This window comes from Methanosarcina mazei S-6 (assembly GCF_000970205.1).
Lineage (GTDB): Archaea > Halobacteriota > Methanosarcinia > Methanosarcinales > Methanosarcinaceae > Methanosarcina > Methanosarcina mazei.
This window is the reverse complement of record NZ_CP009512.1, coordinates 1,918,511-1,944,054: the sequence shown is the minus strand read 5'-3', so window position 1 is coordinate 1,944,054 and position 25,544 is coordinate 1,918,511. Positions and strand designations below refer to the sequence as shown.

The following is a 25,544-nucleotide window of genomic DNA, read 5'->3' as shown; positions in this document are numbered from 1 at the left end:
CTGAACTTTCAAACCTATTTTCCTAAATCCTATTTTCCTAAATCCTTATTCTTAAACCCTATATTCTTAAAACCCCTCCACAAAGAAAATAAACAGTAGGGTACATTTCTTAATATGGTTTATACTTGCTTTAAGCTGGAATAATTAAAGAATATACATCTCAGAATAATTGTTAATTAGAAATTGTTTTATTAGAGGCGTAATTAAAAATATTTTTAGAACATCACCAAATGAGAACCAGATAAGGGGTTTAAGGATATGGAAAATAATCTTCAAGGAGTATTAAAAGGACAAAAAATAGCTTATTTTTCTATGGAAATTGGGCTTCGGAATGAAATTCCCACATATTCGGGAGGGCTGGGAGTGCTTGCAGGCGATACAATCCGCTCGGCTGCAGACCTCAATATCCCACTTGTAGCAGTAACTCTGGTCAGCAATAAAGGATATTTCAGGCAGAAACTTGATGCCTCGGGGACACAGACAGAACTGACTGAAGAGTGGACCCCTTCAAATTTTATGACCTGGCTCCCGCAGGAAGTGAGCGTTAAAATACAGGGCCGGGATGTTAAAATTCAGGCATGGCACTATAACTGCAAAAGCCTGACCGGGGGCTGTGTACCTATTATTTTTCTTGATACCAATGTGGAAGGGAACTCACCTGAAGACCGCAGGATTACAGACTTCCTTTACGGGGGAGACCATACCTACAGGCTCAAGCAGGAAATAGTGCTCGGGGTAGGGGGAGTGCGCATGCTCAACGCGCTTGGTTTTAAAATCCGGAAATACCATATGAACGAAGGACATTCAAGCCTGCTTGCTCTGGAGCTTTTAAAATGCAACGGCAAGGAATGTCCGATAGTAAAGGACCTCTGTATTTTTACCACCCATACCCCTGTGGAAGCCGGGCACGATAAGTTCGATTACAGTCTCGTTGAAGACATGATCCGGGACCAGAACGATATGGAAATCCTGAAAAAATACGGCGGAGAAGACCGTTTTAATACGAGCCTTTTTGCCCTCAACTTATCCGACTATGTGAACGGAGTTACAAAAAGGCACAGCCGGGTTTCAAGCGAACTTTTCCCGGGATATTCAATCCAGGCAATAACAAATGGCGTCCACTCCTATACCTGGACCTGTCCTTATTTCAGGGATCTTTTTGACCGTTACATGCCCGGATGGGCAAATGAGCCCGAACTCCTGGTAAGGATAGGAGGAATTCCTGATGATGAAATCTGGGAAGCCCGCAGGAAAGCAAAAAAAGCCCTTATAGATGAGGTCAACAAAAGAACCGGGGCAGGCATGGAATATGAGACCTTCACCATAGGTTTTGCACGCCGAATGACGGCATATAAACGGGCAACCTTACTGCTTTCCGACATTGAAAGGCTCCGGAAGGTAAACAGGAGGGGCAAAATCCAGATTATATTTGCAGGCAAAGCTCATCCCCGTGACGAAGCAGGAAAACAGCTCATAAGAGATATTTTCAAAAGCATAGAAACCCTCAGGAACGAGGTAAAAATCGTCTTTCTGGAAAATTATGATATGGACCTGGCTGCAAAAATGGTCTCCGGCGTTGACCTCTGGCTTAACACCCCAACTCGCCCCTATGAAGCTTCGGGCACCAGCGGCATGAAAGCAGCCCATAATGGAGTAGTGAATTTCAGTATACTTGACGGCTGGTGGATCGAAGGATGGATCGAAGGAGTAACAGGCTGGTCAATAGGTCCAATGCCTGAAGAAAATCTCATCGGAGAAGAGGCGAGGGTTGCTGAGCTTAACGACCTCTACAATAAACTTTACTATATCATAGTCCCCATGTATTACGAGCGTAAAGACGATTGGCTTAAAATGATGAACAACTCAATAGGCATGATTGCCTACTATTTCAACAGCCACAGGATGATGAGGCGTTACGTCACGCATGCCTATCTTTAAATTTCAGGAAGGGCTGCCCTGAAACTGGTTAACTTTGCCAGATGCAGAAAATGTGCAGCCCGACTGTCAGCGCCAAAAATAATTCCCCTGCACGTAGCCCTATTTCCAATATTCCGATGTTTTCAATTTATTTCATCTCTCTTTTTTCTATTTCATAACGCGAAAAGCGGCTCAATTTGAGGAGTGCAGTCTTTTAACTTTATCACGCGCACTTTCTGCTTTTGATTTTATCCCTTTACTGTCCCAGAGGCGGGCTGCAATCTTAAAAGCGTTTTCTGCCCCTTTAAGGTTTTCAAGTTTAAGGAATGCATTTCCTTTTTCAAACCAGGCTTCGGCGTAATCGGGTTTAAGGCGGGTTGCCTTTTCAAAAGCGTGCAGAGCTTCCTTTTCCGACCCGGCTTTAAAAAGAACCTTTCCCCGGAACTGCCAGGCTTCGGCATTTTCAGGCTTTATTTCAAGGGCTTTTTTAAATGCCTGAATAGCTTTTTCCTGCTCTCCAAGTCTGAGATGAATTTTACCTATTTTAAACAGAGTGTCAGGGTCTTCAGGGTTTTTCTTAAGGGCTTCTTCAGATTCTCGGAGCCTCTCTTCACACAGGCGAACTCTGGCAATTACTGCATCCCTGCCTTCCCAAGCATTTTTCTGCACAGGATTCAATGATATCGATTTTTCAAAAGCTTCGAGAGAATCACGGAAACGTTCGAGTTTAGTAAAAATAAATCCAAGGTTGGTCCAGAGACCCGCGTTTTCCTGGTTAATTTCCGAAGCTCTTTCAAATACCTCAAGAGCCTCCTCATAACGCTTGAGTTTCAGAAGGGCGTTTCCTTTATGAAAAAGGGCTGCAAAGTCCAGAGGATTTGCCTCAAGCACGCTGTCAAAAGCCTCAAGAGCAAGCTTTAACCTTCCCTGTCTGTAAAGGGTTACTCCTTCATCGTAAAGAGCTTTTGTACCTTCATTTCCGTGTCTTCGTTCTCTTGCTCCTGCGCTTTCGATATAATCTTTTTCGAGCCCGGTTTCAGAAAGATACCTGAATTCTGCCGGATCTTTCCTGTCAGGCCTGGAATCAAGATATATGAACTCCTCTTTTGGCACGAAAGACTTGCAGATCCATCCCGGCTCAGCCTTTCTGTTTGTAATGACACAGTACCCGTTCACATGTTTTGAGCATACCCCGCAGCAGTAAATATGCTTCTCGAGCCGGTATCTGATCTGGTCAAGATCGGTAGTAACCAGCCCCTGGTTAAGCTTGGTTTTGAAAGTTTCGTAAGGTATATTTTTTATTTTGATATAGACTGTTGAAGGAGCTGGAGGGTCCCATTCAGAGGGTTTTTCGGTTTGTTTTTTGCGAATCATGGTTATTGTATTTAATTTTTAATTTTTAATTGTAGAATCTGGATGTCGAAGATCTGGCTGTTGAAATTCAGATTTTGCAGGAATCTGCACTTAATAAGGGAAGGAGTTCTATAATAAGTATTCATAACGAACTTCTATATGAATTTCTATAACGAGTTTCTATAATGAGTTTCTATAGGAGTATTTATAGCGCATATTTATAACGAGTCTATATAACGAACTTTTATATGAGTCTCTACATGAGTTTCTATAATGAATCTGAGTTTCTATAATGAATCTCGATAATGAGACTCTCTATCGCATCCGGTCCGAGAGTATTTGCAAACCTGGGAATATAAGCTTTTTTGAATCAGAAATTACTTTTTGCGTCGATTCTGAATTCTTTAAGGCTGGCATAAAGACTGAAAAGGAGTAAAAGAATCACAGAAAAGAACCACAGAAAAGAATCATAGAAAAAGAATCACAGAAAAAGAATCACAGAAGATAAAAATAGTTAACCGGAGAATATTCGGTTATTTTCCGGTCAATATCCGATTATTTTCCAGTTATCAACGCAGGAACTATCAGTCTCCGAAGAAAAAAATTAAGCGGCTGAAGTATTCCCTGTTTCCGTGACAGAGCCAGCCTGAGAACTGAAAGCCCACCACTCGCTCTTCTTGCCTTCCACGCCTTCGGAACCGGAAGCCCAGACACGCCAGCGGTACTGATTTACGCCTTCATCAAACTCGAAGGAGTAGCTGATCCCTGGTATGCCTGAGACCACATCGGACCTGGAGGATTCCGAAAGCCACTTACCTGTGCTTGAATCATATGAGTCGATTTCTACAGAATAACTTACCGCGCCTGAAACTGTTTTCCATTTGAGTGTAGCCTGTGCCGTAGAATTATCGAACACTTCTCCGTTTGCAGGGGAGACCTGCTCCGGAACACTGACAGCAGAAGGAGAAGGTGATGTGGAAGGTTCTTCGACATATACCATTTTGCTGGCACTGACACTACCTGCCTCATTCGTAGCTATCAGGGTATAGGTGGTAGTTTTTTCCGGAAATATACGCTGGCTTCCTGTAAGGCTTACAGGCCCTATCCTCTGGTCTATGGAAATATCAGCAGCTTCGGAAACGTTCCAGGTGAGGTTGGAACTCTCTCCTTTCGCAATGACATCAGGGTCTGCGTTAAAAGAAACGATAGAAGGCAGATCCTTTTGAGCCTGTTCTTCTTCCGGGGCTGGCAGATTATCAGCCGGAGGTAAAGCCTTCTCTTCAGAAGGTACTGTTTTCTCTTCAGGAGGCAGAGGGCTTTCTTCAACTGTGACCGTGCAATAAGCCACATCTTCTTTATCACCATTTGAAGCTGTAAGCTTATATGAAGTGGTGGCCGTGGGGGACACATTCAATGTTCCGGCAGGTTCCAGAGTCCCTATATCAGGCTCTATGGTAACGTTTGAGACCCCTGAAACATGCCAGTTCAGGACAGCCCTTTCTCCAGGGCTTATGGAGTCTGGACTTGCGTCAAAAGAACTGATAAGCAGGTCCTGTTCTTCAACCGTGACAGTGCACATGGCTACTTTTTCTTTTCCATCTCCCGTAGCTATCAATTTGTAAGTTGTTGTTTCAGAAGGAAATACTGAAAGTGACCCGCTTGAATTAACAGCCCCGAGATCCGGTTCTATAGTAACGTTATCAGCGCCTGAAACTTCCCAGCTTAAAACGGAAGATTCTCCCGGTTCGATAATATCAGGGCCAGCATCAAAAAAACTGATTCCCACAGCCGATGCAGGGAACAGGACTTTAAAAGCGATGGCTATGCTCAGGATGGTACCGAGCAATTTTATCGCTTCTGGTAACGATTTCCATAAGGTCTTGGCATTTTCCAATACTGATTTTTTATTATCCTTCTCGTCCATAAACCGACTCCGAAAACCTGCAAATGAGCATACCTGGTCAATTGTTACTGAAAAATAATTTGTATCAAAGAGAAAAAGCGTATTCAGATCTCTACTCAAGATTAAGTTTTTATAATTATTTTCGACTCCGGTTTTTCAAAATAATGCCTGAACTGATATTTTGATTAAAACATCCAGAATCCTCTTTCAAAACCGTAACTGACGCTTCACACTCTGCAGGTTCTTAATTTTACATTTTGTAGCTGGCAAAGACTATAACAATGGTTTAATATTACAATATATATTAATTTTCGCTTATAATTGGAAAGAAATAAGAAAGAGTTCCCTGCAGAACCGGATAATTATATCACCAAACAATTACATCATTTTTTAGATATGTTTTATATAAATTGCTTATACAGGCCTGTTAAAATCAGTGGCTACTAAAGAAGGTCATGCTGTAATATTTCTGTGCTGTAATATTTATATCTATACTCGCTAATGTATGGTATAAAACAGATGATAAGAGAGGAAATTTATGAGCTATAAAAAAACACATGGAGTTCCAGCACTATTCTCTTTCTTCATCCCCGGCCTGGGACAGCTTGTAAAAGGACATGTCTCCAAGGCGGTGGGAATATGGGCAGCCCTGATATTCAGTGCATTCATGAGTGTGATCGGGATTGGACTTTTGATGGGGATGGTCATCTGGGTTGCACAGATTTATGATGCATATAATTCATGATGAATAAGGGCCTGAAAAACGGGTAAAAAGAACTTAAATAATAAAAATAGAAGTTAAAAGAGCCTGAATAAAACAAATAAAGTAAATAAAGTAAATTAAATTAAGTAAATAAAAAAATAAAACAAAATAAAACAAAATAAAAGAAAACGCTCATGATATTCTTGGAATAACATGCCCAAAAAATGAAAGTATCTGGAAGTACTTTCATGCCAAATAAAAGAAAATAAGAGAAAAATAAAGTAAATTACTTCCCTATGGCCGGATTTAATCTAATAATTCTTATTTTTGATTATTCGGTCCATTTCCAGCTTATCCAATTTCCAGCTTATCCAGTTATTTCGGCTCAGTCTGTTTTTCCAGCATACTCAACTCCCGAATCCGTAACTTCACGATATCCACAGCGTCTTCAAAGAGCTGCCTGTTAATTTCGATCCCGAAGTATTTTTTGAGTTTTTCTTCAGGCGGCATTGTCGAACCTGCGGAAAGGTAGACAATGTAATTTTTGTTGAAGGTCTCCGGTTTTTCTTTATATTGTTTGAAGAGAGCGAGAGTTATTGCTTTTGAAATTGCGTAATTAAAAGTATAGTAGTTATTTGTAAGGAAAATGTGGTTAATATAGGTCCATTCCGCAGAATCTTCAGCATAATACTCAATGGATTCGCTCCTGTACTCTTTAGAGAGGGCTGTCCATAGGGCATTGAGTTCAGCTCCGCTGGCTTTCCCTTTTTCAGCGCATAACTGGTGAGCTTTATATTCGAATTCCGTGATCATGGGCTGGCGGGTAAAATAATTCTGGTACTCGCCTATGTGCTGGGCAAGCACGGCAACTGCTGTCTCCTTATCGGAATTTTCAATGATATAATCAACAAAAAGTTCTTCGTTGAAAGTGGAAGGAACCTCCATTTCGTAGATCTGGCCTGAACAGTAGAGATAGTCTACGGAATTACCCATCAGGTAGTCGTTAATCCCATGCCCCAGTTCGTGAGTAAGGGTCTTCTGGTCGCTGATTATGCCATTATAATTCATAAAAATCAGAGCCGGAGACTTCAGGGCACAGAGCCCGTAACAATAACCCCCTGGCTGTTTTCCGTTCTCCGGGTCAGGATATACGTCTATGAAATCTCCTGTTACCATTTTCAAGAAAATCTCATTAAAAAGGGGGTCCATCCCGGAATAGGATTTCTGGACCTCCTGCACGGCATCCGTATAAGTATAACTTTTAGAACTTTTAGCAGGCTGGCCCGTCAGTTGCAGCATAAGGTCATACGGCCTGAGTTTTTCAAGCCCGAGCTTTGTCCTCCTGAACTCGTTATATTCCTCAAAAACATCTTTTCTTTCCTTGAAAACCGCATTCATATCATCAACCTGTTTTTTCGTGAGGTAAAAGTTGTACAGGCTGGATTCGTAAGAGTCAGCATATTTCAGCTCCCTTGCAGCAAGGTCGTCAAGCCGGGATTTTTCGGAATAAAGAGATGCCATTGAGCTGGACTCGTCTATAAGGTGGTAAAACCTCTTATCATAACACCTTTTTCTGTTTTCCCGGCTCTGGTCTGTTGAAAGCAGGGTATTGTAGGACTGGGAATTAACCTGAAACTCCTCCCCGTTCTCAAGGGTTATGCTGCCTGCCATGGTGACTTCATTTGTGATCCTTGAAAGCGCCTCGGTCTCCAGTTTCATGCGCTTGTTTTCTATCTCTGCCAGACGCACAGCCTGGGCTTCATTAACCGGCCTGTGTTCCATAAACCTCATATAATTTGCTTCAAGGTAAGCCCGATACAGCTCAAGTCCGGGATCTTCGGAAAAGAGCCGGTCCCATTCTTCTTTATTGAGCGAGGTCAGTTTCACGGCTGCAAATGCACTCGATTTTTTATGTTCAGTAACCAGGTCCTGAGATTCCGCGAGGAGAGAATTAAAAAACTGTTCATTCACGTTTTTAGTGAGCTGAGTATATGCGTAAATATAGAGAACGTCAATAGATTTTGAAAACTCCTTTTCAGTTTCCAGGTAATCAAGTAATACCGACCCGGAAAGTTTCTCAAATTCCTGGCGGAAAGTCTGGTTTATTTCTTTGGATCCCTTTTTTAACGTCTCAAGCTTTTCCAAGGCATCTCCTGTGCTGTTGAAAAGATAGGAATCATTCCATTCCGTAGTAAGCTCTTCAGGATTAAGCTCTTTATTTTGTCCCATTATACTCTGCCCCTAATAATTATCAACTATTGCTGTGAACATGATGAACTATGAATATGACACGTGTGACTGAGAGTATATACGAACTAATTCATATTAATCTGGTGTCTACGGACTAATTCATATTTATATGCTGTCCATAACCTTATGTCCAAAAAGTATTTTAAAATGAAATCAAAACCTTAAATTCATAACGCAGGTCTGCTGCGTACATGTTAAGATCACGATTTTATACGTGATTTAGACACATGACTTAAAAGAGAAAGGCTCTTCAGGTCATTATTTATACCGGTTCTCTCATTAAGTGTTTAAAGAAAGATGAGTTCTTAAAAAGATGAGTTCTTAAAAAGATGAGTTCTTAAAAAGACGAGTTCTATGAACTATTGTAAAAGAACACATGGAGTTCCCGCCTTATTTTCTTTTTTCGTGCCCGGTCTGGGGCAGCTTGTAAAAGGAGATCTTTTCAAGGCACTTTGCATCTGGATAGCCTTTGCGGTTACCGGAGCCATACATATCATCAGGACCGGATTTTTAATATGGACAATTATATGGATCTGGCAGCTCTATGATGCGTATAATGCCTGAAAAGTAAGTAGTAAAATCTGAAAAGGATAAATAAGTGTATAGTAAAGTAGCTTGCTTAGCTATACACTAAACTCTTTATTGAAACTAAATAATAAACACCTTTTTTGGTAATTCTCTTTAATCGTTTTTATTGGTTTATTTCAAGGCTTTAAACTACGGTTTTAAGATCACTATCCATCAAAATCTATCACTATCTATCAAAATCTATCAAAATCTATCAAAATCCATCAAAATCTGTCAAAATCTATCACTATCTATCAAATTGATAGAAATAAATATATGAAATAAACTAACAATATCTATCAATATCTATCAATATCTATCAAATTGATAAAAGCTGATATCATGAAAATCCCTGTAGTTCCTGAATTTTCAAAAGAAGCCCTTGAAAGTGCTGGAAAATTTCTGCACGATGGTCAAATAGAAGAGATAACTCACAGATATAACGAGAGATATCTGCACTGGGAGGAATTGAAACACAGAAAACTTCCTCTGGACCCTGTTACTGTATGGAACCTGATGAAATTGTCCAGAGAATTAAAAGCAAAATCCATAAAATTTGGGGACTGGGTTTTCAAGTATAATCTGATAGATGAGTTTCAGGAAAAACTTCATATCCTTGATAAATCCGCAGCAGGAAATCTTCTTAGCAGCCTTGAAGCCCTGCAGGATAACAGGAGAAAATACATTATCAGTTCCTTAATGGAAGAAGCAATAGCTTCAAGCCAGATTGAAGGGGCAGCAACCACAAGGGAAATCGCAAAAAGGATGCTTCAGGAGGACAGGAAACCAAAAAGTAAGGACGAAAAAATGATTGTAAATAATTACGATACAGTAAAGCACATCATGAATTTAAAAAAAGAAGCCATCACCCCTGAAAAAATTCTTGAAATCCACAGAATGATCACGAATGGAACGCTTGAAAAGCCCGAATACGAAGGCAGTTTCAGAGAAACCAATGAGATTGCCGTTTATTCTCAAGATGGGACACTGCTTCATAGACCCGTGGAATACACCAAAGTCCCTGAACTGGTTAATCAATTGTGTGATTTTGCCAGTAGCAAGGATAAAGAGTTCATACACCCCGTGATTAAAGGGATAATCATCCATTTCCTTGTCGGATATATCCACCCGTTCAACGACGGAAACGGCAGGACTGCAAGAGCTCTTTTTTACTGGTATCTTCTCAAAAATGATTACTGGCTTTTTGAGTATATGGCAGTTTCAAGAGTAATAAACAGTTCAAAGAAACAGTATCGAAATGCCTATCTTTACACAGAATCCGACAGAACCCCCAACGATTCCGGAGATCTCACATACTTCATCAAATACAACCTGGACTGCATAAAAAAAGCCCTTGATGATACCCTTGAGTATCTGGAAAGAAAACAAAAAGAGCAGGTTCAAGCCCTGAAAATCATTACAGAATCCGGAAATCTTACTTTAAGGCAGGCAGAAATCCTCAAACAGTTCTTGAAGAAACCTGAAAAACCAGTCACAATTAAAGAAATAGTAACCACTTACAGCGTGGCATATGCTACAGCCAGAAGTGACCTTTTCCGGCTGGAAGAACTGGGGTATGTTGAAAAACGGAAGGCAGGAAAGGAGTTTATTTTCGTATACAAGAGAGCTTATTGAGTTTCTATTCTCTGGGTGGTTTGTTCTCAGAATCTATCAAAGTCTATCAGAATCTATCAGAATCTATCAGAATCTATCAAATTGATAGAAAATACCTGATTTTAAGATGCTGAATTAGCAAGCTCAGACTTTCCAGCCAGAATTTTGGAGTGCTTGCCACTAAAAGCTCTCGAAAAAACACTCATCTCAAATTCTATCATAATTCATTAAAAACCCATCGAACAAATCTTAAAATTTTAGTTGGTGTTTTCGTATCTTTCAGTTAGTATTTTCGTACCATTTCTCCCTGCCATTCAGTCTCCGGCCACCCTCCAAAGCCTCTATGCATATTTATTTCATCAAGATAGTCCAGTACCTCACCAGCCGAAAACCCGAGGTCCCTGAGTACACATCCGAGAACTGTGCCTGTCCTGCCTATGCCTCCCATGCAGTGGACAACAATACCTTCTCCTTCATCCATTTTACTTCTTATAATGGCAGTCGCCTGTCTGATAAGCCGCTCCTCTCTTTCAGGGTCCTCAGGGTCATAACCATGATAAAGGTCTTCCAGTTCTGCAGAGAACAGCACTTTGAGTGGGTAGGGGTCGTAATTAACCTCTGGACTGCTGAGGCAGACCACTTTTGAAAAACCAGCTTCACCAATTTTCTCCCACGGCGTATCCTTCCCGGGACGGGACATGCCAGCAAGAAGAACAGGCTCTTTAAGTACGACATAGAAGTTCATTGGAATTCGGATACCTTCTATTGAAGGCATTTTCTTTGGGCTCAACAAAGAGGGCATAATAATAGGAGTATGAAAAGCAGAGATATAAATTTTCATTAATTGCTAATTTAGCTGCCATGACCAAAAACTATTTAATTAGGTAATGCCTAACTAACAACCCAGATCCAGACATGACGGCGAAAAAAGAGCATTTGTTCATAGTCTTTGAAAACCTGATCAAAATCAAAAGCGAGTGCTCTTGTGAGATCTTCTCTGAATGTGGGATATCCGATATCACTGTAAAGCAGATCGGATATCTGAAAGCCATTGATGAACATGGAGAAGTAACGTTCAGCAGGCTTGCGAAAATCACAAAGAACTCGAAGCCGACCATCACGGAGATGGTCAACAAATTTGTCAGGATGGAATGCGTGTACAGGGAAAAATGTCCTGAGGATGGCAGAATTTTTTACATCCGCCTGACAGAAAAAGGGCAGAGGATAGCCCGGGCAGAAGAGAGTTCTTTATTAAGGGTTATAGAAAAAATGGCAGAATCTCTCAATGAAAAAGAGATTGAGACCCTGATCAGGATTCTGGGAAAGGTACGGTAATTTTTTTTGTCCGGCCAGATAGTTAGGTTAATTCAAACTAAATAAATCATGATGATCATATTGCCGAAATACCTGTAAAATCGAAGCAACAGAAGCAACAGAAGCAACTGAAACTATTGAATAACCGGGACTGTTGAAACGACCAAGACAACATTTTGATAATAATTGAGACGATAGACAATGTATTCAGAACAAACCTATGGTAACAGAGAGAGCCTTGTGATGCCTCTCTTTGATATAGTGGTTTATCCTCGGAGCCGGGCAAAATTCCTGGCTGATAAAGTAACCGGAGAAATACTCCTTAATGAAATGAAAAACTCCGAATCCGTTTATGCGGTTGGGCTGACAGTAAAAAGCGAAACTAAACCTTCGGAGATGTCGGAAGACAGCCTGTATAAAATTGGAAACCTGCTCAAAATCGGATATGTGCAGCCTGCTGACGACGGGTATCTCGTCATCGCAAAGGCTATCCAGAGAGTGGAGGCTGTTTCCGTACACAGAAGAAACGGGCTTTTTTATACTGCATTCAGGCCTGTTCCTGATATTCCTGACCTTGACGAAGATATCCAGACAGAAATGATGGGAAATATCAAAAAAACAGTCCGTGAGATCAGCAGCCGCTTCCAGAGTTCTGAGCAGTTTACCAGGCCCATCGAGAAGATGGATTCCATTGACCAGCTAATCGGATATGTCATGCCGTACATGCCAATAAAACTTGAAGAAAAACAGGATCTTCTGGAAACCGTTTCTGTCCGTGAAAGGTATCTTACTTTCCTTGAGATTCTGGTAAAGCAGAAAGAAAACATTAATTTCCAGATGGAAATGGCAAAAAAAGTTACCGATAAGATTACCAAATCGAACCGTGAAGCCATGCTGCGTGAGCAGCTTAAGATGATTCAGGAAGAGCTTAACGGTGGCGAAGATGGCGCTTCGGGCGAGGCAAATTACCGGGACAGGATAGAAAACTCGAAGATGCCTGAAGAAGTGAAAAAGAAGGCACTCTCAGAGCTTAAGAAACTTGAAACCGGAGGACCGCACAACCCTGAAAGCTCTGTCATCAGGAATTACCTGGACCTCATGCTTGACCTCCCCTGGGTAACCGAAGAAAAGAAGAGCATAGACATTGCCGAAGCCCGCCGTGTGCTTGAAAACAACCATAACGGGCTTGAAAAAGTAAAGGAAAGGATAATCCAGCACCTTGCGGTAATGAAACTGAAACAGGAAAAACAGGGCTCGATCCTTCTCCTTACGGGACCTCCGGGGACCGGTAAAACCAGTCTGGGAAAGAGTATTGCAGATGCCCTTGGAAGGCAGTATGTCAGGGCCAGCCTCGGCGGTGTTAAAGATGAAGCCGAAATCAGAGGCCACAGGAGGACATATGTTGGAGCTCTCCCCGGAAGGATTATCCAGGGAATGAGAAAGGCGGGAACTAAAAACCCGGTCTTCATCCTTGATGAAATCGACAAGCTTTCAGCTTCTTACTCCGGAGACCCGGCAAGCGCCCTTCTCGAAGTCCTTGACCCTGAGCAGAACAGCACATTCTCTGACCATTATCTGGAAGTCCCGTATGACCTGTCAGATGTACTGTTCATTGCCACTGCAAACTCCGTGGCGAACATCCCCTGGCCGCTCCTTGACAGGATGGAGACAATCGAAATTTCGGGCTACACTAAAAACGAAAAACTTGCAATTGCAAAAGACCACCTGCTGCCCAGCATACTGGAAGACCACGGTCTTGATGCCGATAAACTCCAGATCGAAGATGAAGCCCTGAAGGTGATCATTGACAAATACACCAGGGAAGCAGGAGTCCGCGGGCTCAAAAAGCAGCTGGCGAAGACTGCAAGGTTTGTATCCGAAAAGATTGTGTCAGGAAAGGTCGACCTTCCTTACGTTGTCAAAGCCGACATGCTAAAAGAGATTCTCGGAAAAGAGATAATCAGGCAGGAAGAAGCCAGAAAAGAGAACGTTCCCGGAGTTGTAACAGGGCTTGCCTGGACTCCTGTCGGAGGAGATATTCTCTTCATAGAAGGCACATTCATGCCCGGAACCGGAAAGCTTACGCTTACAGGCCAGCTGGGGGATGTGATGAAAGAGTCTGCACAGATCTCCATGAGCCTGGCAAGGTCAAGGCTTGCAAACGTCGCAAAAGGTTTTGATTTTATTGCAAGCGATGTCCACATCCACGTGCCTTCAGGTGCAACCCCCAAGGACGGGCCTTCTGCAGGTGTAACCCTCTTTACTGCCCTTACGTCCCTGATCACCGGCAAAGCGGTTGACCCGAAACTTGCGATGACAGGAGAAATCACACTTAGCGGTGCGGTAATGCCTGTTGGCGGCATAAAAGAAAAGGTTCTTGCAGCCCACAGGGCAGGCATAAAGAAAGTAATCCTGCCAAAAGAAAACGAAAGGGACCTTGAGGACGTACCGGAAGAAGTCAGAAACGAGCTCAGGTTTGTTCCTGTAGAGACCATAGAAGAAGTCCTGAAAGAAGCTCTGGACCTTGACCTCCCAAGGCCGGTAGTTTCATTCTCAGGAAACTGTTTCACACCTGCACAGAATATTTAAAACCTGCAGGCAAGGATAGTATACGGCCTGCCAGTACCGTAACTATCCACTTCTTTATTTTTCAAAGTCACCATGAAAATGTCATGGAAAATTCTCTTTTTCTTTAAGTTCTCTTTTTCTTTAAGTTCTCTTTTTCTTTAAGTTCTCTTTTTCTTTAAGTTCTCTTTCTGTAAATTCTCTTTATGTAAATTCTCTTTTCCTGCATTAACACGTTTAAAATTCACCTGTTCTTTTGATTAAACTCAGAAAAACTGATTGTAGATGAAATCATATCATTAAAAACCTGATTAAAAGGAGGAAATTAGAGGTAAAATCATGAAAGTGATAGCAATAAACGGAAGTCCTCGCAGGACATGGAACACTGCTACCCTGCTTGAGAAAGCTCTTGAAGGGGCAGCCTCAGAGGGTGCGGAAACGGAAATGATCCATCTTTATGACCTTGATTTCAAAGGATGCATAAGTTGCTTTGCCTGCAAATTAAGGGACGGAAAAAGCTATGGAAAATGCGCAATGCAGGACGATCTGACACCTGTGCTGGAGAAGCTGGAAGATGCTGATGCCTTAATACTCGGATCACCTATTTACCTTGGAAACTCTACAGGCGAAATGAGGTCATTCATGGAACGCTACATATTCCCGTATCTCGTCTACTCCGATGAGCCTCCCACGCTTTATCCGAAAAATATCCCTGTCGGTTTTATCTACACTATGGGGGCAAAGGAAGAATTCTTCGACATATTTGGACTCAGAACAACTATTGGATTAAATGAAAACCTTGCAAAGAGAATTTTCGGATATTCGGAATCACTGTGCAGCACCGATACCTACCAGTTTGATGACTACTCAAAATATGTGGCGGACAGGTTTGATCCCGAAGAGAAAGCAAAAAGGCGAAAAGAAGTGTTCCCTCAGGATTGTGAGAAAGCTTTTGAAATGGGTTCCAGATTTGTGAAGCGGCAAAAAGGTCTGGAAGCACGGGATAAAAGCAGTAAAGTTTGAGTTTGCTTTATCGCGTGAACCGATTTTTAATCGCGATCAGTGGTTCGGGCCTGAAAATGAAGGGAAAGCGGTTCATAAAAAATGCAAATTAGTAGACTAAAACTTCCAGATCGGAAACTTTCCCGATGCTGATAAAATTTATATCCCTGGAAACAATTTTTTCTGCTCCGTTTATCACAGCTATGCCTGTTATAAGGACGTCCACGCTGTTTACCGGAGTACCAATGCTCAGCAGCCTGCCCATTATACTACTTGCTTCCTCCGCAGCTTTTAGATTGAAGTCCAGTATATCGATTTCGGAAAAGAACCTTCTGAAGAACTGTTCTTCTTTTCTGGCTTTTCTATGTTTGACCCCTGAGAGAATTTCATAGTAAGTTATAACAGTAGTTGTTACATCGTTATCCATGAATTCACGGGTCTTTTCTACACCTTTGAAATAATCGACAAGGGCGCTGGTGTCAAGTATTATCATATTCTGAGCCTCGACAGTTCCCTCATTTTCCTGGAATCCTCAGCCAGCCCTTCAAGAAGGTCATCATTTTCCAGGGCTCCGAAATAAACTGACAGATCTTTTTTTCCTATTTCAACAGTCGATCAATAGTATCGCTGAAACTTTCCCATTCCCTTTTTGCATTTTTTAACATGTCATAGGTATTATCCCGAATTGAGATAGTCTTCGTACCCATGTATCTGTGTATACATACACAGAAATAAAGTTCTATCGTTTTACAGAAATAAAATTTTATAGTTTGTTTTTTTCAGGCAGCCCCTTTGATTCCTTTTTTCTGCAAAATAAACCACGCGGCAAGCACCATGGCTCCGCAGCTCAGAGCAATTATCCCCAGTACTGAAATCTTATCCGCCCATTCAAGGGAAATAAACCACATACCCACAGCCCCGAGAGTAAAATAGCAGAAGATCATCAGAGAAGAAGCTGAGCCTGCATCACGGTCCACCTGCTCGAGCACGAGATTATTGCTTGGGGGACGGCTCAGGCCAAGGGAAAACGTGATCAAAAACATGGGTAGAGCAAAGCTCCATGGACCGTGCTGTCCTGTGAGAAGGAGAAAAAACCCGCCCAGGAAAACACCGGCAAATCCTATGGTCATGAGACGCTTTGAGCTGATGCTTCCCGTCAACCGGAGGCATGAAAAGGAACCGATCATCAGGGCGAGGGCATTGAAGGCAAAGAAGTAGCTGTATTTTTGTTCGCTCAGGCCGAACTCGTTAACGTAAATTGCAGAAGAGCCTGCAATAAAGCTGTAAAGGGGAAAAAGGCTGGCTGACATCACAAGAACCATGACAATATAGGAAGGGTTGAGAAGCAGACGACCGTAGCTGTGCATCATCCGCGACAGGGGTACATCCGAGACCTCAGAAAGCGTTTCGGGAAAGCGGAGGACTCCAGTAATCCCTATTACTCCCATAACTGCCTGAATAAAGAAGATCCAGGGCCAGGAAAAGTCCGCAAGTATCCACCCGCCAAGTACAGGAGCGATCATAGGTGCAAGGGCCATTATAATTGCAATGTAGGCGAGAATTCTTTCCCTTTCCTGTCCTGAGAAGATGTCTTTTGTCATTGCCATGGAGAGGGATGAACTGGCAGCAGCTCCTGCAGCCTGCAGCATCCGGAAGCCTATAAGCATGGAAGCACTCGTTGCAAGGGCACAGAGCAGGCTTGCCACTATATACACAAAAAGCCCGGCAAGCAAAGGACGGCGGCGGCCAAAGCGGTCAGAAATAGGGCCGTAAAAGAGCAGGAAAAATCCGTAGGTTATGAAAAAACAGACCAGGATCAGGTTGATTACGGATAGGGGCTGGTCCCAGGTCCTGGCAAGGGACGGGACTGCGGGCAGGATCATGTCCGTCGACAGTGCTGGAAAAGCGGTTAGAAGAGCCAGAAGCGGCAGAGTCCCCTTCAGGTTTCCTTTTAAATTTTCATTGGAACTATCTGTTTTTTTATGGGAAAACATAGTAATCCTTTTTGGTTTTCTATTTTAAAGTTATTACAAACACTATTATAAACAATTATTATTGAAGTCGTTACAAACAATTTTGATAAACAATATTAAAAATAATTATATAAGCAGTTATAACAAACATATTACGAAAATTTATTACAAATTACGAAAATTTATTACAAATTTTATTAAGTTCAGATGGTTACATATGTAACTAATGAGGATGATTATCGAAAGAATTGAGTTGTATATAACAGTTGCGAAGGCAAAGATAAAAACCAATGAATACTGAAAAACTGTTGTTCTAGATTTAAAAAACTTAACATGGTAAGCATGAAAAACGTGAGAATATATGGAACACACATAAATAGCCAGAATGGTTATCGAAAGAGCTGGTTTGTGTATAAGAGCTACGAAGCAAAAGTAAGGACAATATGATTCTAAAACCAATTGTTTTTAAGCTAAACAGGTCTAACCTGATAGACGTATGACGTATCTGAGGAAATACGGAAATTCACCTTTTACTACAGCCGTTATTCACGGAGGACCGGGTGCACCCGGAGAAATGGCATCTGTCGCCAGAGAACTTTCCTCCTTTACCGGAATCCTTGAACCACTCCAGACTAAAGCAAGCATAGAGGGCCAGATAAAGGAACTGAAATCTATTTTGAAAGAACATGGAGCTTTACCGGTAAACCTTATAGGGTTTTCCTGGGGTGCAACCCTAAGTTTTATCTTTGCAGCTCTTCACCCTCAACTCGTGAAAAAATTGATTCTGGTCGGAAGTGGCCCATATGAACAGAGATATGCTACAAATGTAACGAGTACCCGGATAAGCAGGCTAGGACAGGAAGATTGGGATGACTACCGTTCTCTGGACGGGGTTCTCAATAATTCTACCGCTAAAAACAAGAATGAAGCTTTTTGCAGCCTGGGAAAATTGATGTCTAAAGCCGATACCTACGACCCTCTCCCCCATGATGCAGAACTGGTCAAATATAACTATGATGTGTTCAAAAGCGTGTGGGGAGAAGCGCATCAGTTAAGGAGCAGCGGTGAGCTTCTGAAACTGGGAACAAAAGTCAGGTGCCCGGTAGTTGCAATTCACGGAGACTATGATCCTCACCCTTTCAATGGAGTTAAAGAACCCTTATCCGGGGTTTTGAAGGATTTCAGATTTATTCTACTGGAAAAATGTGGGCACAGACCCTGGATTGAAAGAGAAGCAAAGGAAAAGTTTTATGAACTGCTGGAGGATGAAATCCATAAACATGTCCTTTAAAATGATATGTTAATTCATATTAAATCCAAACCCAGCTTCCGAATATGGTTAGAAGGAAACATGGCTAGAAGGGAAAACTGTTATAAGTAAAAATGGTTAGAAGGAAAAGTGAGAAATTTGATAGAGCAATCCCAGTTAATCTATTTCATTGCAGCCTCTGCAGCCCTTACCTTTCTTCCCGGTCCGGATATCTTATTTGTGCTCACACAGAGCATCTCACAGGGAAAAATTGCAGGAATTGCAACAGCAACAGGTCTGTGCACAGGCATACTTGTCCACACCAGCGCAGCTGCATTCGGGATTTCAGCCCTCGTATACAAATCCGCCCTTGCCTTCGAAATCGTAAAATATGCCGGAGCAGCCTACCTACTTTACCTTGCCTGGCAGGCTTTGAGAGAAAGCGGAGAGCTTGTATCTTCTGCCCCCATCAGGGAAAGAAATGTTTTCGCCCTTTACAGGCGCGGGATCTTTATGAACGTTCTTAACCCTAAAGTTGCACTATTCTTCCTCGCATTTCTTCCCCAGTTTGTGAATACCGGAGCAGGCAGTGTCCCTATGCAGATGATATTCCTTGGAATAGTGTTCCTTGTGCAGGCGTGGGTGATTTTTTCTATAATTTCTGTCTTTGCAGGGGCTATAGGAGAAAAAGTATTACAGAGGCAGAGGATCAGCAGGTATATTAATTGGGGAAAAGCGGGTATCTTTACTGTAATAGGGGTAAAACTTGCACTGTCTCATAAATAAACCAACTGTTCAAGGGGTAGGGAGAGAACTGCCAGTAATATTATCCCTCCTCGGGTAAAGTCTATAAGCCAAAGAGAAGTCTAATTGATTCAAATTACACCTCTCGTACCATACCCGGGGGTAATAGGGATCTTGAATTTTTTTAACCATTATTCAAAATTGTCCTATCCAAAAATATTTTTTATTTCTTTACACCAAATTATGGTATAAAAATAGCTAAAAGTTTTTTCCAAAACACCAATCTTCTTATTTTGCAATGTTATTTTTTAACGATCCAAATTGTTCTAAAATTAAAGGTGATAAATAAAATTGAATAAAAAGAAAAAGCTTTTAGAGTAAAAGTATGGAACTGTATGGCGGAATTGAAAATACATCTAAGGTTAATTGATTGTAGTTGAGGAAGATAATGACAAAAGAAAAGGTAATTCAACTTATCAAAGAGGCTTCTAAAAAAAATTCTATAGTGCTTTATTTAGATGGTTATAATCTGACCGAACTACCATCAGAAATAGGGAGACTTGATAACCTAAAAGAACTTAATCTGTATGGAAATGACCTGACTGAACTGTCACCAGAAATTGGAAAATTAAAAAGCCTTACAGAGCTAAACTTATCCAGAAATCATTTAACTCTACTACCTCCAGAAATTGGGGAACTTGAACACCTCATAAAATTGTACTCATTTTATAGTCAGCTTATACAGTTACCATCAGAAATTGGAAAACTTAAGAACCTTAGAGAAATTGACTTAACTGGCAATCAATTGACTTTGCTACCGTCTGAAATTGGGGAACTTACAAAACTTACAAAACTTTCTTTGTGCCATAACAATCTAAAACAGTTGCCATCTGAAATTGGAAAACTTGAGAATCTTGAGAATCTTGATATTTCTAATAATCAACTGACCCAACTATCTCCAGAGATATCTGGACTCAGGAATCTTGTGAGACTTTCCTTATGTCATAATAATTTAACTCAATTACCACAAGAAATTGGTAAACTTGAGAACCTTGAGGATCTTGATATTTCTTATAATCAGCTGACTCAAATACCGCCAGAAATTGGAAAATTTAAAGACCTTAAAAATCTGTATTTGTCTGGAAACCATCTGACTCAACTACCGCCTGAAATTAAAAAACTTAAAAAACTTGTAAAACTTGACTTATCTGAGAATGAGTTTACTGAACTACCAACTGAGATTGCAGAACTTACAGAACTTAAACAGCTTGACGTTTCTTATAATCCTTTAATTTCACCTCCGCCTGAAATTGTTTCTATGGGATTGAGCTCAATCCTCACTTATTTGAGACAATTGAAGCAATCAAAAACTACAGAAAACAATGAAGCAAAGTTAATACTAGTTGGTAACGGGGAAGTTGGGAAAACTTGCCTAACTCATAGATTAATTACCAATGAATTTGCGGAAGATGGGATAACTGAAGGAATAAATATATCAAAATGGAGCACTAAAGCTCCTGATTCTAGTAATAGTATAATCAAACTGAATATTTGGGACTTTGGTGGACAGGAAATCTATCATGCAACTCACCAGTTTTTCCTAACAACACGTTCAGTTTATTTACTAGTATGGAACGCGCGGAAGGCAAAGGACTTTAACAATATATATTCATGGTTGCACACGATTGAAGCTTTTGGTGGAGATAGCCCAATAATCCTTGTAATGAGCAAGATGAACGAAAGTGATGACGATTTAAATCTAAAAGACCTCAAAAATAAGTTTCCTCAAATTGTAAATAACTTTAAAATTGATAGTAAAGATGGTAAAGGAATCTCTATTCTAAAAGAAGCGATTAGTAAAACCGCTTGGAACCTTCCTTTAATGAGAGCTTCATGGTTTGATTCGTGGTACAAAGTACGTGGAAAACTTGAAGGGCTTAAAGATTATTGGATTTCCTTCGATGAATTTTATGATATATGTGTTTCGGAAGGATTAGACGAAGAAAATATTAACACACTTGATGGATATTTACACGAACTGGGGGTAATTCTTCATTTTGATGATAGATTAGAAAGTATGGTGATATTAAAACCTGAATGGGTCACAGGTGCATTTTATAAAATATTGTCTACGAAGTCTGTTCTCCAACGTGAAGGTAAATTGTTATACAGTGAATTACGCCAGATATGGGATAGAGAGACATATCCATCCAATATTTATCCCCAATTAATGGACTTAATGAACAAATTTGAGCTTGCTTACGAACTTCCAGATGAAAGTAGCTATCTTATTCCTGAACTTTTACCTAAAAACGCACCCAACTTTATATGGGACGAAAAAGATAATCTTTGCTTCTTTTATTGTTATGATTACTTTTTGCCTCCTGGTATAATTACCCGCTTTATTGTGCGAATGCATCCTGACATCGAGAAAAAAGAGAATGAAATGCCTATGTGCTGGAGAGAAGGAGTGGTATTAAAGCTCGAAAATTCACATGCTCTTGTAGAGATGAAGCCTGATGAGAAGCGGATTGAGATCAGAATAAAAGGTGATAATAAAAGAGAAGCATTAGGCGTTATCTGTAATCATCTTGACCACATAAACGCTTCCATTAAAAAGATAAAACTCAATAAAGAAATACCTTGTAACTGTTCAACTAATTGTCCTCAAAGATACCCATATGAAGGCTTGCTAAAAGCGGAAACTGAAAAATTGGAGAATACAATATGTTTTAGTAGCAGCAAGCAAGTTTCCATTTCGTCGCTATTATATGGTTACAAACACATAGAAAATAAATATAAAGGGAATTATGAATTCGGCGGTAAAACACCAATTGTCTTAATAAACCAAGTACAAACTAGTTCAGAAGCAAACTCAATCTCTAAAGCTGAACTAAAATCAGAAATTAATATAAATGTCAATATAGATTTAAAGGTAGAACTGCCATATATTCGAGCCGAGTTTGATAGTTTAAAAGATGAGCTTGAAAACTTAAATTCCAAGCTTGATCGAGATATGGAAACAATTCAGGATAGTTTAGATGAGATAAACATTAATTCTGACAAGGAAAAGATAGTTAAACCTTTTAATAAGCTATATCGCTTCCTCAATAAATTGGCCGATCCTAATTCTGATTATAATAAAGTGATTAAAGGAACTCAAAAAGGCATAGAGATTGTACAAAAAGTTGGCAGAAGTTATAATAAATTCGCTCAGTGGCTTGCAATGCCTCAAATCCCTGATCTATTTCTTTAATAGTAACTGTTAAAGGTAAATAAGATTTATTAGTTTTTAAACTATTTTACTGTAAACTTTACATTTTTATTTTTTATATAAATACATACATATTTTTACATTTTTCAGTAAAAACATACACATTTTTTACTTTTGACTTGAAAATAATGCTTCCCATTTATTTACCCTCTCAAGAATATGGCTGTTAAGAGTAAACAGCTTATCTGATTTTGCATTCTGCTTCATGTAATGCAATGTACCTTTAGAAAACCCTAATTTCTTCCAGTCAACATAAGAAATACTTAAAATTTTTGCCTTATGTCATTACAACAAAGTATTTTATGGGCTTCCATAAATTAAATAGTAAGTCTGAATACAGGGATGTTCTCTCAACAGGAGGTACTTAAAATAAAAACAAGCAAGAAAGCACTCAGTCTCCTTTTATCAGGTTTTGTCCTGATATTAATACTTCCTGCAATCTGTTCCGCAAATTCGCTGATAACTGAGAAAAAAGTGATCTTCTATAATGATACTCTTGAAGGCGAGAGTGAGAACTGGAAAGCAAAATATCTGTTAAACGAAACACATATTTTCATAACTGCAGACCGTAAAACCCATTATTATGGGAAGGACGAAAGCAGGCTTATCATAACTTACAAACATAACCTGTCCGAGTCCTCCTTCCCTAAACCGTTTGAATACTCTTATGATGCAGGTTCAAGTGAAGGCTCTGGAAATGTTACTTTAGACCGCAAGGACTGCAACTATGTTGTCAGGTCCTGTTCTGAAGGGGGCTCGGTAAAAGATCAGAGAGCCGTGTTCAAACACACTATAGATCTACTATGCACTCCGTACAGGACAGTTTATATTTATCGGAATGGGGGAACTGGACTTGGAGAAGATTGTACTGTAAAAGTTACACTGGTAATGGACGGAAAAAAAGAAAAGCTGGTGTTAAAAAGTACTGAATAATATTTATTCTTTGAATCCGGAACAGAAATAAATTGAATAAAACTGCCCAAAAGATCCGGTAAGGACTGGATAACCTGCTTATTTATTAATCGAGCAGTTAATAGGAAATAATTATAAAAGATCAGGAGTTTCAGCAGGATTACGCATTCAAAAGAGATTTTTTGCATTTAAACTTTCCATACATTTGAATACAAAATTTTTAAACTCTTCGGCTCCCACAATCGGGAACACTTCAACATGGCACAGGTCAGTGAATGAAAAATTGTAAGCCACATAGTCTTTAATGGACTCTACATCATAGACGGTAATTATGCGTCCTCCTCCGGCATCAAACCACTGGTTAATAACTTTCAGCCCTTCCGGAGAACCTTCACCTTCAACCTGTTCCCACCGCTTAAACACCTTCACACTATTTTCGAGCTCAAATGTTGTTATGTCCAACAAAAGCATGTTTTTCGTCCCATATTAATATTTGGAGATATATATTTCATAAGTGTTAGATGTAGTATATAGATGTATTGATTTTGTATTGCAGATAAATTTTTTAAGAAAGATTGGAATTAAACAGCAGCTAAACTTGAATTTCTTTTTAAGTTTACTTTCCAATATTAACTGGTCGGGCAGGATTGAGGAATAAATAGACAACGGTATTTGGATCTCAGAAGAAAATACCTCTTTACAGACCCACGAACTCAGAATTTATCAGGCAGCTGGCTTCCAATCTATGTTGGAACCAGGAGTCAATTAACGAAATAAAATAATATAAATTAAACATATATGTTTTAAAGTGAGCTTTATGATAACGGATCCGAATCTTACCTTATTTCATTTAATAAATGATATTGCTGGAAAAAATCATGTCCTTGATAGCACAATGATATTTGCGGCAAAGAATATCATTTATATTTTTGCTGCCTATCTTGCCTGTATCTGGCTTACAAAAAGTGAATATCGCCAGGAAGCATTATTTGCCGGATATGCATCGGTTCTCGGACTCGGGATAAATTTCATTATCACTCTTTTCTACTTTCATCCGAGGCCTTTTATGGTTCCCACAGGTACACTGCTGATAACACATGCTGCCGAGTCTTCCTTTCCGTCCGACCATGCTACGGTGATGTTTTCCGTATCTATCATGCTCCTGGCATTCAATTATCTAAGGTATAGAGGTGCCATATTTTTAGTTCTAGCATTCTTAAGCGGGCTTGCCAGGGTGTATTCGGGGCTGCATTTTCCCATGGATATAGCCGGTTCTTTTCTGGTGGCATCACTTTCTACAGGGATATTGCTCACCCTGAAAGATTATCTAATCCCGGTTAACCGCATATTCATTTCTTATTTTGAAAATATTGAGAAAAAAATAATAAAAGGCAGATTAAAAGCGTCTTAATATTTTCCTTATAAGTGCCCATATGACATGAGCGTTTTTCGAGCATTTTATTGTATTTTTCATTTTTTTCCTTCAAAATAAAGAAATTTGGGCTTAAAAGCCTGATAAATGTCCTTTAATAAATGTTTTAGCGGAATTATTTTTTATATAATTGAATATAATATATAGGAGAGGTGGGCAATCAGGGGGAAAAATGAGAGCTACCTGATTTACTGACGTGAAACTATCAAACGAGGTCCATTTGAGGTTTAAGAGCTCATATTCATAAGGATATCATTTATCCAGCAAAAGACCTTATCAGGTTTCTGAAAGAAAGCAGGCAGAGAATAACATACTGGATCTTCAGGGTGCATACCTGAAAATGGAACACGGATATCTATGGTTGAACACCAGGAATTACCGCCAGAGGTTTACTGAGGAAAATATCCGCAAGATACCCTATGGCAGAAAGTGAAAGATACCGCATATAGAAAATTAAAGGCAACTGAACTGGGTAAAGGGGGAAACGTCATGGAAACTGGAAGTAGTGCACAGGCCGCTCCTGCGGAAATGCAGAAAGTGTTAAAAAATGTGAATTATCCTGTAAAAAAGGGTGAGCTTATCGCGCATGTAAGGAAGAGCGGTGCAATGAACATTATGTTGCTGCAGAAACTTGGTATGCTTAAGGACAAGGAATATGCCAGCGCTGATGAAGTTCTCGAAGCGATTATAAGAATATAAACCTGTTCTGAGACTAACCGGAGCTGAGTTCAAAAACCCGCTTCAAACTGCAGGATATAAACTGAAATATCCT

21 protein-coding genes are annotated in these 25,544 nt (G+C 40.2%); 13 read left to right on the top strand and 8 right to left on the bottom strand.

What is annotated here, in order from left to right; genetic code table 11:
* The first annotated feature begins 258 nt into the window (after positions 1 to 258).
* Positions 259 to 1,938, top strand: a complete 1,680-nt coding sequence (gene glgP / locus MSMAS_RS08350) for an alpha-glucan family phosphorylase (protein ID WP_011035007.1) — start codon at positions 259 to 261, stop codon at positions 1,936 to 1,938.
* Between the two features lie 171 nt (positions 1,939 to 2,109).
* On the opposite strand, the gene MSMAS_RS08345 is transcribed toward glgP, so the two are convergent.
* Positions 2,110 to 3,291, bottom strand: a complete 1,182-nt coding sequence (locus tag MSMAS_RS08345) for a tetratricopeptide repeat protein (protein WP_011035008.1) — start codon at positions 3,289 to 3,291, stop codon at positions 2,110 to 2,112.
* 583 nt (positions 3,292 to 3,874) lie between these two features.
* Positions 3,875 to 5,194 carry a hypothetical protein gene (locus MSMAS_RS08340; protein WP_011035009.1) on the bottom strand — a complete coding sequence of 440 codons (1,320 nt, stop codon included), beginning with the start codon at positions 5,192 to 5,194 and terminating at the stop codon, positions 3,875 to 3,877.
* A gap of 517 nt (positions 5,195 to 5,711) precedes the next feature.
* On the opposite strand from MSMAS_RS08340, the gene MSMAS_RS08335 reads away from it, so the two are divergent.
* Complete coding sequence (locus tag MSMAS_RS08335) at positions 5,712 to 5,918, top strand: hypothetical protein (protein WP_011035010.1); 207 nt, start codon at positions 5,712 to 5,714, stop codon at positions 5,916 to 5,918.
* Positions 5,919 to 6,251: 333 nt separating this feature from the next.
* On the opposite strand, the gene MSMAS_RS08330 is transcribed toward MSMAS_RS08335, so the two are convergent.
* A complete protein-coding gene (locus MSMAS_RS08330) occupies positions 6,252 to 8,105 on the bottom strand; it encodes a M3 family oligoendopeptidase (protein WP_048046433.1) in 1,854 nt (617 codons plus the stop codon).
* A 375-nt stretch (positions 8,106 to 8,480) separates the two neighbouring features.
* Here MSMAS_RS08330 and MSMAS_RS08325 point away from each other — a divergent pair, with 375 nt between their 5' ends.
* Positions 8,481 to 8,690: a hypothetical protein gene (locus tag MSMAS_RS08325; protein WP_011035012.1), complete on the top strand. Its 210-nt coding sequence runs from the start codon at positions 8,481 to 8,483 to the stop codon at positions 8,688 to 8,690.
* A 345-nt stretch (positions 8,691 to 9,035) separates the two neighbouring features.
* On the top strand, positions 9,036 to 10,328 hold the full coding sequence (locus tag MSMAS_RS08320; RefSeq protein WP_015413067.1) for a Fic family protein: 1,293 nt from the start codon (positions 9,036 to 9,038) through the stop codon (positions 10,326 to 10,328).
* A 262-nt stretch (positions 10,329 to 10,590) separates the two neighbouring features.
* Here MSMAS_RS08320 and MSMAS_RS08315 read toward each other — a convergent pair whose 3' ends face one another.
* Positions 10,591 to 11,109 carry a protein-tyrosine phosphatase family protein gene (locus MSMAS_RS08315; protein ID WP_226987640.1) on the bottom strand — a complete coding sequence of 173 codons (519 nt, stop codon included), beginning with the start codon at positions 11,107 to 11,109 and terminating at the stop codon, positions 10,591 to 10,593.
* Between the two features lie 113 nt (positions 11,110 to 11,222).
* Between MSMAS_RS08315 and MSMAS_RS08310 the strand changes: the two genes are divergently transcribed.
* The 3 genes from MSMAS_RS08310 to MSMAS_RS08300 all read left to right on the top strand — a co-directional run bounded on the left by MSMAS_RS08310 (position 11,223) and on the right by MSMAS_RS08300 (position 15,209).
* Entirely contained in the window at positions 11,223 to 11,642 is a 420-nt protein-coding gene (locus tag MSMAS_RS08310) for a MarR family winged helix-turn-helix transcriptional regulator (protein WP_011035015.1), read from the top strand.
* A gap of 180 nt (positions 11,643 to 11,822) precedes the next feature.
* Positions 11,823 to 14,210, top strand: a complete 2,388-nt coding sequence (lon, locus tag MSMAS_RS08305) for an endopeptidase La (RefSeq protein ID WP_011035016.1) — start codon at positions 11,823 to 11,825, stop codon at positions 14,208 to 14,210.
* Between the two features lie 315 nt (positions 14,211 to 14,525).
* On the top strand, positions 14,526 to 15,209 hold the full coding sequence (locus MSMAS_RS08300) for a flavodoxin family protein (protein WP_011035017.1): 684 nt from the start codon (positions 14,526 to 14,528) through the stop codon (positions 15,207 to 15,209).
* A gap of 88 nt (positions 15,210 to 15,297) precedes the next feature.
* On the opposite strand, the gene MSMAS_RS08295 is transcribed toward MSMAS_RS08300, so the two are convergent.
* The 3 genes from MSMAS_RS08295 to MSMAS_RS08290 all read right to left on the bottom strand — a co-directional run bounded on the left by MSMAS_RS08295 (position 15,298) and on the right by MSMAS_RS08290 (position 17,182).
* A complete protein-coding gene (locus MSMAS_RS08295) occupies positions 15,298 to 15,681 on the bottom strand; it encodes a type II toxin-antitoxin system VapC family toxin (RefSeq protein ID WP_011035018.1) in 384 nt (127 codons plus the stop codon).
* A gap of 106 nt (positions 15,682 to 15,787) precedes the next feature.
* Complete coding sequence (locus MSMAS_RS19940; RefSeq protein ID WP_080503093.1) at positions 15,788 to 15,895, bottom strand: antitoxin VapB family protein; 108 nt, start codon at positions 15,893 to 15,895, stop codon at positions 15,788 to 15,790.
* A gap of 72 nt (positions 15,896 to 15,967) precedes the next feature.
* Complete coding sequence (locus tag MSMAS_RS08290) at positions 15,968 to 17,182, bottom strand: multidrug effflux MFS transporter (RefSeq protein ID WP_011035019.1); 1,215 nt, start codon at positions 17,180 to 17,182, stop codon at positions 15,968 to 15,970.
* 475 nt (positions 17,183 to 17,657) lie between these two features.
* On the opposite strand from MSMAS_RS08290, the gene MSMAS_RS08285 reads away from it, so the two are divergent.
* The 4 genes from MSMAS_RS08285 (at position 17,658) to MSMAS_RS08270 (ending at position 23,361) form a co-directional block, all read left to right on the top strand.
* The gene (locus MSMAS_RS08285) at positions 17,658 to 18,452 is read left to right on the top strand and encodes an alpha/beta fold hydrolase (RefSeq protein WP_011035020.1); all 795 of its coding nucleotides are present in this window, start codon (positions 17,658 to 17,660) and stop codon (positions 18,450 to 18,452) included.
* A gap of 108 nt (positions 18,453 to 18,560) precedes the next feature.
* On the top strand, positions 18,561 to 19,196 hold the full coding sequence (locus tag MSMAS_RS08280) for a LysE family translocator (RefSeq protein ID WP_048046431.1): 636 nt from the start codon (positions 18,561 to 18,563) through the stop codon (positions 19,194 to 19,196).
* Positions 19,197 to 19,602: 406 nt separating this feature from the next.
* Complete coding sequence (locus MSMAS_RS08275; RefSeq protein ID WP_052728060.1) at positions 19,603 to 22,410, top strand: leucine-rich repeat domain-containing protein; 2,808 nt, start codon at positions 19,603 to 19,605, stop codon at positions 22,408 to 22,410.
* A gap of 360 nt (positions 22,411 to 22,770) precedes the next feature.
* Entirely contained in the window at positions 22,771 to 23,361 is a 591-nt protein-coding gene (locus tag MSMAS_RS08270) for a hypothetical protein (RefSeq protein WP_048040437.1), read from the top strand.
* Between the two features lie 147 nt (positions 23,362 to 23,508).
* Here MSMAS_RS08270 and MSMAS_RS08265 read toward each other — a convergent pair whose 3' ends face one another.
* Positions 23,509 to 23,811: a DUF3303 domain-containing protein gene (locus MSMAS_RS08265; RefSeq protein ID WP_011035025.1), complete on the bottom strand. Its 303-nt coding sequence runs from the start codon at positions 23,809 to 23,811 to the stop codon at positions 23,509 to 23,511.
* A 424-nt stretch (positions 23,812 to 24,235) separates the two neighbouring features.
* Between MSMAS_RS08265 and MSMAS_RS08260 the strand changes: the two genes are divergently transcribed.
* The gene (locus MSMAS_RS08260) at positions 24,236 to 24,751 is read left to right on the top strand and encodes an undecaprenyl-diphosphatase (protein ID WP_200895166.1); all 516 of its coding nucleotides are present in this window, start codon (positions 24,236 to 24,238) and stop codon (positions 24,749 to 24,751) included.
* A gap of 510 nt (positions 24,752 to 25,261) precedes the next feature.
* Entirely contained in the window at positions 25,262 to 25,471 is a 210-nt protein-coding gene (locus tag MSMAS_RS08255; RefSeq protein WP_015413074.1) for a DUF2795 domain-containing protein, read from the top strand.
* Positions 25,472 to 25,544: the final 73 nt, after the last annotated feature.